This is a genomic window from Coprobacter tertius, from assembly GCF_024330105.1.
Taxonomy (GTDB): Bacteria; Bacteroidota; Bacteroidia; order Bacteroidales; family Coprobacteraceae; genus Coprobacter; species Coprobacter tertius.
The window spans coordinates 111,368-126,366 of record NZ_JANDHW010000005.1 but is presented as its reverse complement, the minus strand read 5'-3'; the positions used below and the strand labels follow the sequence as shown (position 1 = coordinate 126,366).

The following is a 14,999-nucleotide window of genomic DNA, read 5'->3' as shown; positions in this document are numbered from 1 at the left end:
TCTTTAAAAGTTGATCTTAATATTGAATCCCAGATTGCGTGTGCTCGGCATCATAAAATAGTCGATACCTTGATAGTAGTTACCCGTAGTCGCTACCGATTCGGGATCGAAGGGAGCCTTATTATATATCATCCACAGGTTGCGGCCTACAAATGCGATATTAATGTCCATCAGGTTTTTAAGTTTGCGACGAGGGATGGTATAACCGATCGATAACTCTTGTAATCGTATGTTGGTTGCGCTGTAAGTATAATATTGCGGGAGACCGCTTTGAGAAGCGATAGCTGTGTACCAGGTTTGAGGATCGATATGGCTGCGACCGTTTACGAGTACATATCCCGCATCGCGTGCTGCTGCCGAAGTTTCGGAAACACCGTATTGGTCGAGTGCAGCTTGGGTCGCCGAATATACGATACCCCCGATACGTGCTGTAAATAAAGCCGAAAGAGAGATTCCTCTGTATGAGAATTGGTTATGCCAGGCAAAATTACATTTGGGAAAGACAGAACCGAGTTTGATATCTTCGAGATTATCGACGGTGGTTACATTACCGTTGTTGTCGATCTCGATTTGTCCTTTTTCATCTCTTTTAAGGCCCGAAGTCGTATAGAGGTCGCCCAGTGTACCTCCTTTTTTTAAAATAAATTTAGCTTTTCCCAATGCCTTCATTTCTAATTTGTCGAGGGTAATCGGTTGTCCTGTTTCGGGGTGTATATAATTATCTACCAGTTCGATGATCTTATTTTGGTTTTTGCTGAAGGTAAGACCGGTATCCCACGTAAACCCGTTCCAGTCGTGTCGGTACCCAAGCATGGCTTCTATACCGGTGTTGCGTACATATCCTGTTTGCAGGTATATCTTAGAATAACCTGATGATACCGATATTTTGGGATCGAAAGTTTGATTATAAGTATTGGCTCGGTAGAACGAGGCACTCAAGGTAAATCCTTTGAGGAAACGGGCGTCGATACCTACTTCCCAGGAATCGGTACGTTCAGGATAAAGTTTTCCGATCGGAAAATGGGTTTTGGCACTCCAGCTTTGGGTCGTTTCGTTGTATTCGTAAGTGGGAATAGTGAGAAAGCGAGGATAGGGTGTACCTACCGAACTGAATGATGCACGGACTTTGAGATATTCGATTTCTTCGGGCATTTTTGCCATTTGAGAAATTATGGCTGATAATCCTATCGAAGGGTAAAAAAATGAAGATTGTGGAGAGTTGGCAAGTTGCGATGCCCAGTCGTTACGTCCGGTAAGAGATAGATAGATCATACTTTTCCATCCCAGTTCCGCACTGGCGAATACCGACTGTGTTTGTTCTTCCCAACCTTCTTGGCGGGCACGTTTTTTAGAGTTGTCGAGGTCGAAAACATTAAATACGTTGGGGATGCCTTTTTCACGGATGGGCCCCCGGTAACTCAATGCGTCGCTTGCATTATCGGTAATGCTGGCTCCTATATTAGCGACGAGTGAATAATCGCCGAAACGTTTGTTGATGTTTAGTAAGACATCGGCGTAAGTCTGCGAATTTTCATTTGTCTCTATGGCATAGTATCCTTGTGAGCTGCCTTCGGTGAGCGTAGGGTTGGAACTGGCGTATAATTTCTGTTCGTATTTTCCATTGGTATTATCTACGCGCACACGGCCTGTAATGTTTATCCAGTCGGTGATATCGTAGCTCAACTGAGCCGACAACATGTATCTCTTCTTGTTGTTTTCACGAAGATTACGATAAGCGATCCAATAAGGATTTTGCATTCTTAAATCACCTTCTCCCTGGGGCCAAAACATGGTCATAATTTTACGGGCGGGATCCCAGCGTTCGAACGATTTTATGAGAGAGAAATCATCTCCTCTCGGGAAAAGATAAGCCGGTACGAGTGGGTTGGAATATACTCCCTGATTGGTCATATTCCGGTCGTTTTGTATAATATATCCGGCTCCTACATCGAGTTTCATCTTGTCATTGAGGAACGACGTCGTATTTCGGAAAGTGAAATTAAAACGGTTATAACGATTGTTGGGTATCATACCGTCGGAGTTTACCGAAGCAGCAGAGAAAAAACTTTGATTTTTTTCGGTTCCTGCCGAAAGGGTAATAGAATTGGTATAAACGATACCTGTTTCGAAAAATTCATTGGGAGTATATCCCCGGTAACTGGCCTGATTAAGTAGCGGACCCCAGCTTTGTGAAGTAGAACCGTCGGGATTTCCGTTGCTACCGGTGCCGTACCGGTTTTGGAAACGGGGTAATACAAAAGGTTTCAGGAAATCGGTATTACTCGATACGGTGATCTGGGCTTTACCTACTTTTCCTTTTTTAGTAGTAATCAAGATCGCTCCGTTGGCGGCATTGCTACCGTATAAGGCAGCAGCAGCAGCTCCTGTAAGTACCGATATGCTTTCGATATCGTCGGGATTCAGGTCGGCGATAGCCTCGGTTGTTCCCCTCGAGTCGAATTCTGTACCGCCGTTTCCGCCGAAGTTGTACATAGGAATACCGTCGATTACATAAAGGGCGTTACTCGACTGCTCGATAGATTTTGCACCACGCATGACGACTTTGCTGGCTCCGCCTACTCCCGAAGAACTGGTATTGATGGTAGCTCCGGCAACTTTACCTGCCAGGCTGTTTATAAAGTTTGCGTCTTTTATTTGTGTAAAGTCGTCTGATTTTACTTGTTGCACATTATAGCTCAACGCTTTTTGTTCGCGTTTGATACCTAAAGCCGTTACTACTACATCATTGAGTTGCTTGGTATCGGAAAGCATTTTTATATCGTATATATTACGATCGTTTATCTTTATATGTTGTGTCTTAAAGCCCACGTATGAGAGCGTAAGAGTGCTGCCGACCGGAACTTCGATAGAAAATTTTCCGTCAACGTCGGTGATTACCCCCATCGTACTACCCATGATAGCGACGCTTACACCAATGAGCGGTTCTCCGCTCTCATCGGTTACTTTGCCGGTCACTAATTTTTTAATAGTTTCTGTTTCTGGTTTATTATCGGGAACAATGGCAATATTCCTGTCTTTAATGCGGTATGAGAAACCAGTACCCTTTAGTATTCGAGAAAGGGCTTGTTGTAAAGTTTCCTTTTCGATGTTTAGTGAAATATCGGGTTTGTCTTTTAATTGAGAGGCATTGTAACCCACATACATATGGGCTTGTCGAGCTACTTCCTGAAGTGCTTCGATCACTGTAATTTTTTGTTTTTTTATAGTGATTGTTTCACCAGATTGAGCAAAGACAGGTGCTTGCAGAAAGAGCAAACAGAAAAAAAGTATAAAACTCTTTCTGATCTTCGCTTGTTTCACTATAAATTCATAAATTTGTAGCATTATCTTAGTATTAGAGTTTAAAAATTCTATGGTTATTTAGTATTGACATTGTAGAGTTGTACTCTATTATCGGGATGTTGATTTCATATCCGGGATGAAAGTGAGGCTTCATTCCGGATACTTTTTTTCATGGGTAATTTTATAATTTAATCCAGTAATTCCAGTTAATGGTTTTCATTTGTTTTTCTCGGTCAGAAAACAAGAGTTGCCCTCTATTTTATATTTTATGTTACCTACAACGCTTTCGATGATATCCATAACTTCGGGTAAGGCCGCCTTTTCTCTGAACCGGAATGTATACTTATCGTTACCGAGACTGTTGAGGCTATACTCGAACCGGTAGGGGTATTTTCTTTCGAGTACCCGGATAATATCGGTGAGCGTCATTTCTTTGAATACCAGTTCGTCTCGTTGCCAGGCAGTGACATCATTCATATCGGGTATGAGCCGGAGGCGGTTTTTATCTATTCTATTGTAGGCTAATTGCTCATTCGGTTCCAATATTTCCGAAGATTGCAGGTTGTCGTATTCTACCCGGATACTTCCCGAAATAAGGGTCGCTTCGGTAACGGGATTATCCGGATAAGCGGAGACATTGAATTCGGTCCCTAATGCTGTTACCTGAAGATCAGCGGATTTTACGATAAACGGATGTTTTTTATCGTGTGCAACTTTAAAATTGGCTTCTCCTATAAGATAAACACTTCGTGTCTTCCCTGAGAAATTTTGTGGATATAACAGGGTGCTTTTAGAATTGAGTTGTACCTGACTACCGTCGGGAAGAAGAAAACAGCCTGTTTCTGCAATAGGAAAGTATTGTTGAATGAGATCTGCAGATGGCCGGCGAGCAATCGAGGCGAGGTAGAGTGATGAGGCCAGCATGAGTAATAAAACAGCTGCGGCTCCTTGCCAAATGCGTATGCGCCGTATGAAATTCTTTTCGGGTAACAATCCGATGCTCTTTCTGATGCGTTTCCATGTGTGTATCGATATTTCGGTATCGGCAGTCGAACGAGTCGTTTCCCATAATTTTTTAAGCGCCTTATCCTTTTCGGTAGCGTGTTCTTCATCTGTGAGCCACCGGAAAAAGTCGCTTCGGACGGAAGCCGGATAATTGTTCCCGGCAAAGAGTTCTACTATTCTTTGAAAATAATTTTTCTTTTGTGACATGAGTCTTTTTTCTTATTTACTGTATATGTCACAACTGAAATAGAAAAACTACTCAAATTAAAAAATTAAAAAATGTGAACATATAGAAACAGAAGTATCGAAAAACGAAAATTAGCGTTCGGCGATAACCAAAAAAAGAAACCACGAAAAAACAATAGTTTTCTTTAACTCACAGGTAGCTAAATATATTTGATTCTCTACAGTACGTATGCTAATACCTAAAATTTCTGCGATTTGTTTGTTGCTCATATCTTCGAATCGGCTCATGCGGAATATTTTTTTTCTTTTCTCGGGCATTTTTTCGAGCGTAAGTTCTATCAGCAATAGAGTTTCCTTATAATAAATAGGGTTAAGCATATCTTTAAGTCCGTATGCTTCATCTTGCAATATTTTGGCCGAATAGTTTTCTCGGTAGGCCGTAGTAATGTTATGGTGCTTTATCTGATTGAGAATTAGGTTACGGGTCATAGTGTAAAGAAAAGAATTTATATGTTCCCTGTCTTCCCATAAATCGGGCTGATCCCATAACCGGGTAAATACTTCTTGAGCGATATCCTCGGCATCTTCTGCGGATTTCAGAAGCATGAGAGCAAATTTTTTAACCATTGGGTAATTGCTGGCAAAAAAGAACTCGAATTTCTGTATCCGTTCAGTATTTAGTAAATTGTTTTTCATGAAGTATCAGTAAAATTATCGCTGTAAATATAAATAATAAATATAGAATATTATTGAATTAAGACATAACTTATGTTTATTAAAAAATATATAATGGATCGTAATATTCTTTTTAAAGAGATTTCAAGGTAATTTTTTTGTGCATAAACTCATGGGAAACATTTAAGTAGATATTTTTTACGATAACATTCGCATAGTTAGTGCAATTATATAAAAAAACAAATCGATAAAGATTAAATCAAAAAAAATAAAAATACAATCTTTATTTTTAAATTTGTTGAATTAATATATATTGCTTTTTGTTTATTAATGGTTGTATTAGTTTATGAATAAATGGAATAGATATTTTTTATAATCGGAGAACAGGTCATTATGGATATAGATGATAAAATGACGGAATGGTTGCATGCCCTTTCAAAAGGTTCTTATGCTGCGTTCGAAAGCCTTTACGACTTCTATGGCGGGAAACTTTATAATTTTATAATGAAAATTTCTTCAGGTGATAAATATCTGGCCGAAGAGGTGGTGCAACAAACTTTCATTCGGATATGGGAGGTGAAAGAAAAGATTAATGCCGAAAAAAATTTTTCTTCTTATTTATGTGTTATTGCAAAAAACATATTGATGAATGCATACGAGCGTCGCATGGTAGAATTTATATACAAGTTATTTATACGAAAAAGGAGAGGATAAAGAAAAGTGTACCGAAGAAAGTACCGATTTAAAATTTTTGAATGATTATATCGATACGTTGATCGATAATTTGCCTCCATCCCGTAAAAAGATATTCTGTTTAAGCAAACGACAGCATTATTCTAATAAAGAAATAGCCCGTATAATGAATATTTCTGAGAGCACGGTCGCGACCCAGTTATCGCTGGCGATAAAATATATGCGGATACAATTCGACAAGCATTACGGCAAATTATTTTTTATATTATGGGTGTGCTTAGTTAATGAAATACAATAACATTTGTTATTTTGGAGATTTGGGTTAAAGTAACTGTATACGATAAAAAAAGAAATGGATAAAGAGTATTATAAAATATTATTTGAAAAGTATCTAAGAGACGATATTTCAGAAGAAGAGAAAGATAAAATCGTTACATGGATGCGTGAGAATACGGCTTTTTCTGCTTGGTGGGAAAAAGAATTTGACAGTTGTAGCTCTAAGATAGATACAGCGTTGAAAGATAATATGTTAGTATATATAAAATCTCTTGTTTTACCTACAGAAAGTATAAATATACAGGACGAAAATCTGGTGAAACGAAGAAAAAATATATTTCTTTCCCGAAAAGGATTTTCGAGGCTGGTAAAATGGGCAGCCGTTCTATTTATTCCTTTGATTTTGGCTTTCATGGGATGGTATTATCTGAATCCTGTCGATAAAGAACAAGTACCGTTTATTGTAAAAGTTCCTAACGGAGATATGACGACGGTAATGATGCCTGATGGAACGGATATTATGCTGAATTCGGGTTCGCAACTCATGTACGGCGAAAGTTACGGAAAAGACGAACGGCGAGTTAAACTTTATGGAGAAGGTTATTTTAAGGTTGCGCATGATACTCGCCGCCCTTTTATTGTACAATTAGAGGTTTTAGAGATAAAAGTTCTGGGAACAGTTTTTAATGTACGGGCTTATAGTGATTCTCAAGATATTACGATCGTATTGCTCGAAGGTAAAGTTCGTGTTAACTCTGAAACGGCTTCGGTATCGATGCAGCCCGGAGAGAAACTTACTTATAACCGGATTACACGCCGATTCGATTCGGAAAAAGTAAATGCCGGTAATTTTATTGCCTGGACCAGTGGAAAACTGTATTTCAATAATGAATCGTTGGAAAATATTGTGAAAACCCTTTCGAGAGTATACGATGTTACGATTCGTTACGATTCGTCCGAAATAGCCGATGAGTATTTTACAGGTACAATCCCCGGTGGCGGTATTAAAAATGCACTCGATATTTTGAAACTGACATCTTCTTTTGATTATGTGATCGATGGTACGACAATTATATTGAGGTCAAAATATTAAAATATTAATATAGTTTAAAATCTACATATCTGTTTGGATAGTAAAATAAGGTTTCCTGTATATAATTTAAATCTAATAAAATTTATATATGAAAAACAGGAAACCGATCCCCATGAGAGCAACCCGAATTTTTTGTCTCGTATTGCTTTTGATTACTTCAACTTCACTTTTTTCACAGATTACCGTTTCCATAGAGAATATGCCCTTACGAGAAGCTTTGAGAAAAATCGAACAGGTAAGTAACTATAAATTTTTTTACAATGAAAATCTGTCCGGACTCGACACATATGTTTCCTTAAATGTAAGTAACGCTTCTATCGGCGATGCTATGCAAAAACTATTGGATAAGAAAAACCTTTCTTATAAATTAGAAAAGGACAATGTTGTTGCTTTGGTAGCTAAAGAGTCGGTTGAAAAGAAAACCAAAACATTGAAAGGGATCATCGTAGATAAAAATGATGATCCTGTAATAGGTGCCAGTGTAGTTGTAAAAGGAACATCGATAGGTACGATTACCGACATTAACGGCAGATACGAATTGAATGACGTACCAGAGGATAAAACGATTGCCGTTTCGTATGTTGGATATAAAACATTAGAATTTCCGGCGCGCAGTAAAGCTCTCGAACGAGTGATATTGAATGAAAACGGGAAGATGCTTGATGAAGTGGTAGTAGTCGGTTATGGTACTCAACGTAAACGAGATGTTACGACTTCTATTTCTTCTATTCGGGCTTCGGATATAGCGGATATAGCGGCAACAAGTATCGAACAGGCGTTGGTGGGGCGTATGGCTGGGGTACAAATCACACAACCGAATGGGACTCCCGGAGCAGGATTCGATGTTAAAGTACGTGGTGTGGGAACCGTAACGGCAGGGACCTCACCCTTGTATGTGATAGATGGTGTGCCTTTGAGTGATGATACGGGAGACGCAACCGGAATATCCGTAAGCCCGTTGGCTTCTATCGAGCCTTCCGATATAGAATCAATCGAGGTATTAAAGGATGCTTCGGCGGCAGCTATATATGGTTCGAGAGGAAGCAATGGCGTTGTGATTATTACTACTAAGCAAGGGAAAGAAGGTAAACCGAAGATAACTTATAGCGGGTATGCCGGTGCTCAAATGGTAACAGATAAAATTGACGTATTGGATGCTTATGAGTACGCACAATTAGTGTTTGACGGCCATAACAACGCTTACTATGATCAATTGAAAACTGCGGGAAAGGCTGCCTTATATGATCCTTACGCCACGAATCAACAACGTTGGAACAATCTGAAAACAGGAAGTATTAATGAAAATCAGGGATGGATGCTCCCTCCTGAAATTCTTCCCTATGTCAGAGGAGAAAAGGGATTAGTTAATACCGATTGGCAGGATGCTGTATTACGTACAGGTTTCATTACAAAGCACAATTTGTCCGTAAGCGGGGGAAATAAGAGCATTAAGTACATGCTTTCCGGGAATTATCAAAATGAAGAAGGTATAGTCATAAATTCGGGCTTTACTAAAATGGGATTCCGTTCTAAAGTTGATGTGAGTCACAAACGTTGGAAATTTGGGGGTAACATCAATTTAACTCGTAATATCTATGACTTGGTAAACACCGAAGGTCGGTATGGTGACGACGGCGTATTATCATTGGCGTTAGGAGCAGCTCCTATCTATCCGGTTTATGATGAAAACGGAAATTTTGATTATTCACAAAATAATACCAGTTACGGACAATCAAAATTGAATAACCCGGTAGCGGTAGCGACTCTTATCGAAGATAAAATGACCTCTATACAAATGCTGGGAGTAGCTTATGCTCAATTCGAGATACTTAAAGGGCTGAATTTAAAAACACAGGGAAGTTGGAATTATAATAATTACGTGCGGGATTATTACCGTCCGGCTGCTTTACCGAATTCTACAAATCGTATTCCGCCGTCTAATCCTACAGCGGAATCCCGAACCAAGAATAAATATACCTGGGTATGGGAAAACACATTAAACTTTAATAAAAAGATAAATAAATTGCATTCTATTACGGCATTGGCTGGATGGACGGCACAGCGATATCAAGGAAATGCAAATAGAATCACGGCTACAGATTTACCGATGAATGACTTAATTCATACTATTCCGGGAAATTCTACCGCGACAAAGTATGATTCGAATAAACAGGCTTGGACTTTGCTTTCGGGAATCGCGCGCGTACAATACAATTTTTCCGATAAGTATTTATTTTCCACTGCTATTCGTGCCGACGGCTCATCCCGCTTTGGGAAGAATAGCCGTTGGGGGTATTTCCCTTCTGTATCCGGAGCGTGGTATTTGTCGGAAGAAAAATTCATGAAATCATTTTCTTCCTGGTTAAGTAACTTAAAGATTCGTGCGAGTTGGGGAATGACTGGAAATATGAACATTGGTAATTATGCTTCTTATGGTATTATCAACGGCGATAATTATGTGTTTGGCGATATATATAGCATCGGATCGAAAGAAAGCACTTTCGGTAATCCGGATTTGAGTTGGGAAAAAACATCTCAAACAGATTTAGGATTGGAAATAGGTTTCTTTAATTGGCTGAATCTTGAAGTGGATATTTATAAAGGGTTAACTTCTGATATGCTTTTAGATGTACCTGTAATGGAAGCCTCCGGGTTTTCTACTATTCTGCAAAACATCGGAAAAGTAGAGAATAAAGGTATTGAAATAACTTTGAATACGAACGTAAAAATGGGCGGTATACGTTGGATGAATAGTTTTAATTATGCCATGAATCGGAATAAAGTCATATCGTTGGGTAGCGCTACTGAAATATACACTCAGTCGAATAAAGTGATTGATTTTATTACCAAAGTGGGTGAGCCTATCGGAAACTATTATACATATGTAACCGATGGTGTATATAAAAATCAGGCTGAGATAGAAACTGACGTAATGAATGGTATTATCGTCCCAAATGCTCAACCGGGTGATTTTAGATTTAAGAAATTCGGCAAGGATGATGTCATAAACGCAGATGATAAACAAATTACGGGAAATTATCTTCCACTCTTTACATATGGTTATTCCACATCTCTCAAATATAAGTCGTTTGACTTCGGTTTATCCTTACAAGGAGTTTACGGAAACGAAATCGCGAATATTAATCGACGATATTTGGCCAATATGGAGGGTAACGCAAACCAGCTTTCGATAGCGAATGAACGTTGGCAGTCACCAGAAAATCCCGGAAGCGGAAAAGTATATAAAGCTAATCGTAGCGCAACAGGGATGAATTCCGTTATTTCTACCTGGCATATTGAAGACGGTTCGTATATGCGTATTCGTGAGATAACCCTCGGATATGCATTTCCCAAACGTTTATTAAAGCGGATGGGTATAAGTAACTTGCGTATTTACGGTTCGGCTTTTAATCCCTTTACATTCACTAAATACAGCGGCTATAATCCCGAAGTCAGTGCTGATTCCAGCCCCATTATGCAGGGAGTAGATTACGGAACTTATCCGCTTTCGAGAAGTATCGTATTTGGGATAAACTTTAGTTTATAAAATAAATAAATGATTGTTATGAAAAATATATTAGCAAATATCGGTGTAGTATTTTTGGTTCTATTAACATTTTCGAGCTGTAGCGATTTTTTAGATGAAGTGCCTCAGGGGAATGTAGGAACGACCAGAAATTTTTATAAAAACAAGATAGATATCGAATATGCGCTTACCGCTGCTTATGCCAATTTACAAAACGGTTATTTGTATAAGTCGTCAATGGTATTAATGACCGATGTGCGTTCAGATGATTTAGGGTCGTTTGCCAATACGGGAGGTAACGCAGGCCGGGAATATAGCATTAAAATATTTACGGCACAATCTGATAATCAGATTTTTCGTAACGTATGGAAAAAAAGTTATGAGACGATATATCGATGTAATAATGTGATCGCTAACATCGGGGTGGTAAATGACGATAAGCTGGAATTGCAATATGAAGCTGAAGCGCGTTTCATTAGGGCATTGTTTTATTTTAATATTGTTCGTTTTTGGGGAGATGCTCCATTGATTTTAACTCCGATGACACCTTCAGAAGTGGCTAAATGTAAACGGGATAAATCAACGGAAATTTATAGTGCTATCGAAAACGATTTACTTTTTGCATCCGATATAAAAAATCTACCCAAAAAGTTCAGCGGTAAAAACTTGGGACGAGCTACTTCATTGGCTGCGAAGGCACTTTTAGGCAAAGTTTACCTACAAGAAAAAAAATGGCCGGAGGCAAAAGCGGTATTGGGAGAACTGATAAATATAGATAATGCCGGTACACATGATTTACTGCCTGATATCGCGAATGTTTTTAGTACCGCACCTGCGCAAGGTAGTTCGGCTGCGGATTTTAAAAACTATACCGGTTGGTCTCCGCAAACCATGAATAAAGAAATTTTATTTGAAGTACTTTTTAATAAAGATATACCGGGTGAAGGCCGGGATGCATTGACTTATTATGCCAATCAGGCAGATTTGAACGAAGAACTTAAATTAAGCAATACCGAAAAGTGTATTTATGCGACGGGGGATCGGCGAGCCGATTTGATGCGTAGCATGAAAGGTACGAATAACGATAATAACCTATTGGTGAAGTATGCCGATATTCAAAGTTCGCTGAAACAATATGGGTATCATACTCCTATACTTCGTTGGTCTGATGTATTATTGATGTATGCCGAGGCTTGTAATGAAGTGGCTTATGATAATTCTGCCGCAGCTCCGGCGTTATTAGCGTTGAATCAGGTTAGAACCCGCTCTTATGCAATGGGCGCATATACAACCGATGATCTTCCGGACCAGGATAGTTTCAGGGATGCTATTTTTCTTGAGCGTCGTCTTGAATTTCCGATGGAAATGCAACGCTGGTTTGATCTGATACGTTCTGGAAATGCGATTAATGAAATGGCCAAAATAAACATTAATATAGATAATGATGATTTACTCTATCCGATACCGAATAGTGAAGTCGTATTACGTAACGATCCAGTAAATTTTCCTCAAAATCCGGGTTATTAAATGAAATACAAGATATATATAATACTGTGGTTCTTATGCTTTTTGTACCTTCGGCCGTATGCGCAAAAAGTAGGAGATACATTACCCATCTGGGAAAAGGGTTATATGTATATTCATCATATAAATACAGGTTGCGGTGAATGCGCATATATTATTTTTCCCGATGGTACTACTATGTTGGTCGATGCGGGTGAAAATAATGCCGATTCTCCCCGGCATGTTCCTCCTAAACCGAACGATAACAAGGCGCCCGGAGAATGGATTGTGGATTATATTAAGAATATGATGCCTGCCCGACACAAAGGTTTGGATTATGCATTAATCACACATTTCCATAGTGATCATATGGGAGGTGTGCTTAAATCAAAAAATGCTTCGGGCAGGTACTATGATACCGGTATGATTACGGTGGCAGAAAATCTGCCGGTTGGCAAATTGGTGGATAGGGGTTTCCCCGATTATGACTTTTTAGTGAATAAAGAGGATAAGATGTTAAAGAACTATTTTAATTTTCTTCATTTCACTAAATGCAAAATAAAACTTGAAAAGTTTAAGCCGGGGGCAGATAATCAGTTCAAATTACTATATGATTCGGTTAGTTATGACGGGAAGTTCAAAGTACAAAATCTATATGCCAATGGTTGGTTATGGACCGGTAAAGGAGATGAAATAAGATATCTGTTCCCTGATTTTGGCCAGTTGCAAAAGTATGATATTCCCAAAGAAAACACATTAAGTTGCGCATTGAAGATTAGTTATGGGAATTTTACATATTATACGGGTGGTGATGTGACAGGATATCCTAAACCGGGTAGGGCATCGTTTCATGATGTGGAGACCCAAATGGCTCCGGTAATCGGATCTATCGAAGTTTGTTGTGTCGATCATCATGGATATAGTGATGCGACAAATGATTTATTTGTTTCAACCTTGTCTCCTCGCGTATTTATTATACAGGCAAGCGATGCTCTTCATCCCGACCATTCAACTTTGGAAAGAATGCTTTCTAAACAACTATATAAAGGGAAAAGAGATGTATTTACCACTAATCTCCATGATGCTGCCAAAATAGTTATTGGAAAGAATGTAAAAAAAATGAAAAGTAGGAAAGGGCACATTGTCATTCGGGTATTACCCGATGGTGAGCAATATTATATCTATATCTTAGATGATAGTAATACAAAACGAAAAATAAAGCGAATTTACGGTCCCTATGTATGTAAAAATGGTTTGGATCATAATATTTGAAATATGAAAAACAGAAAGTTTAATATTAAAATAGATATCGGATGAATACAAAAGATCTTTTAAATAAAAGTAGTTTATGGGTGACGTTGCTTATAATGGTTGCGGCGTTTTATGCATGTAACGATAATGATCAAGCGAAAAATATGAAGGCGGGAGTTACAGAATATTCTCCTGTAACAGGAGGAAGAAGTACACTGCTTACTCTGAACGGGTATAATTTCGGAACGGATATTAATCGTGTTAAAGTAACGATTAACGGAAAGGAAGCTTTGGTTAAAAGTGTATCGAATGAAATTATTACCGCTGAAGTGCAGAAAGGAATGAGTTCGGGTCTTGTCAGAATCATTTTGGGGGAGAGGCCTGATGCACAAGTTTTAATTTATGACACAGAATTTACTTATATATCCAATCAATTAGTATCTACGTTTTTGGGTGGAAAAGAAGAGGGTGAAACAGATGGTGAACTTTCTGTCGCTACGCTATCCAAACCACGTTATTTAATATGGGGGAAAGATAATGCGTTATATATTGTTGAAGATGGTAATGCCGAAATTAACGATATGGCTTGTATCCGGAGAGTAAAAGATAATCGATTAACGACTCTGTTGAAAGCTTCTGATAGCGAATTGGTACAGCGCATACGGGCTATCGATTTTTCTTTGGATGGAAATACCATGTACATTGTTAATGACAATGATGCGAGAGGCACAATGGGATTTGGAACGATGACAAAAAATGGTGAAGAATATGATAATTTGATTTCTTTATCGGAGCAAAGCGGTGTTACTTCGGTAAAAGTACATCCTATAAGCGGTACTGTTTTTATGGGTTATCATTCGGGGTCTTGGATATATAAATACGATGAGAATACTGGCTTTGCTTCAATGTTTCAGCTTCCGGATGACAAAGGGGGTATCGCTTCCAAGGGGAATATTAACAGTATCGTATTTGATGAATCGGGTACGACGGTATATATCGTTTCCCGAAAAAATCATGTAATATATAAGGCAAAGTATGATTTAGTTACCGGTAATTTTAGTGATGTTAAACTATTTGCCGGATCATTTGGGATAAAGGGGTATGCCGATGGTATGGGTAACGATGCCAAATTCAGCGATCCTTGTCAGGCGGATATCGACCAAGAGGGCAATTTGTATGTAGCCGACAGGGGAAATCATTGCATCAGAGTTATAACTCCCGAAGGTGACGTTTCGACCTATGCAGGTGTATATAATAAAGCGGGAATGGTCGATGGTATTGCTTCACAAGCGGAGTTTAATAACCCGGAAGGTCTTCAGTTCGGGCCGGATGACGCGTTATATGTAGCGGATTATTCAAATTATGCTATTCGTAAAATAGAAGAATCTTCGGGGCAATAATTTATTAATTCTTTATAGGCCGAGTCACGCATAAAATACGAAAATGATTAAACGGCTGATAGATTGTATCTTGAAACAAGGATTGGAT

General features: G+C 38.7%; 8 protein-coding genes and 1 pseudogene. 6 read left to right on the top strand and 3 right to left on the bottom strand.

Translation table 11 applies throughout. The features are described 5' to 3' along the window. Positions 1-3 precede the first annotated feature (3 nt). The 3 genes from NMU02_RS06590 to NMU02_RS06580 all read right to left on the bottom strand — a co-directional run bounded on the left by NMU02_RS06590 (position 4) and on the right by NMU02_RS06580 (position 5,190). Positions 4-3,345 carry a TonB-dependent receptor gene (locus NMU02_RS06590; protein ID WP_255026747.1) on the bottom strand — a complete coding sequence of 1,114 codons (3,342 nt, stop codon included), beginning with the start codon at positions 3,343-3,345 and terminating at the stop codon, positions 4-6. A 174-nt stretch (positions 3,346-3,519) separates the two neighbouring features. Continuing rightward, positions 3,520-4,515: a FecR family protein gene (locus tag NMU02_RS06585; protein WP_255026743.1), complete on the bottom strand. Its 996-nt coding sequence runs from the start codon at positions 4,513-4,515 to the stop codon at positions 3,520-3,522. 111 nt (positions 4,516-4,626) lie between these two features. Beyond that, the gene (locus NMU02_RS06580) at positions 4,627-5,190 is read right to left on the bottom strand and encodes an RNA polymerase sigma-70 factor (RefSeq protein WP_255026741.1); all 564 of its coding nucleotides are present in this window, start codon (positions 5,188-5,190) and stop codon (positions 4,627-4,629) included. Between the two features lie 372 nt (positions 5,191-5,562). On the opposite strand from NMU02_RS06580, the pseudogene NMU02_RS13720 reads away from it, so the two are divergent. The 6 genes and pseudogenes from NMU02_RS13720 to NMU02_RS06545 all read left to right on the top strand — a co-directional run bounded on the left by NMU02_RS13720 (position 5,563) and on the right by NMU02_RS06545 (position 14,911). After that, positions 5,563-6,160 (top strand): annotated as a pseudogene (locus tag NMU02_RS13720) (RNA polymerase sigma-70 factor). A gap of 54 nt (positions 6,161-6,214) precedes the next feature. After that, entirely contained in the window at positions 6,215-7,231 is a 1,017-nt protein-coding gene (locus tag NMU02_RS06565) for a FecR family protein (protein ID WP_255026737.1), read from the top strand. Positions 7,232-7,319: 88 nt separating this feature from the next. Continuing rightward, entirely contained in the window at positions 7,320-10,778 is a 3,459-nt protein-coding gene (locus tag NMU02_RS06560; RefSeq protein ID WP_255026735.1) for a TonB-dependent receptor, read from the top strand. Between the two features lie 18 nt (positions 10,779-10,796). After that, on the top strand, positions 10,797-12,284 hold the full coding sequence (locus NMU02_RS06555) for a RagB/SusD family nutrient uptake outer membrane protein (protein ID WP_255026734.1): 1,488 nt from the start codon (positions 10,797-10,799) through the stop codon (positions 12,282-12,284). After that, a complete protein-coding gene (locus NMU02_RS06550) occupies positions 12,285-13,532 on the top strand; it encodes a ComEC/Rec2 family competence protein (protein ID WP_255026732.1) in 1,248 nt (415 codons plus the stop codon). A gap of 41 nt (positions 13,533-13,573) precedes the next feature. Next, positions 13,574-14,911 (top strand): IPT/TIG domain-containing protein, encoded by a 1,338-nt coding sequence (locus tag NMU02_RS06545; protein ID WP_255026731.1) that lies wholly within the window; start codon positions 13,574-13,576, stop codon positions 14,909-14,911. Positions 14,912-14,999: the final 88 nt, after the last annotated feature.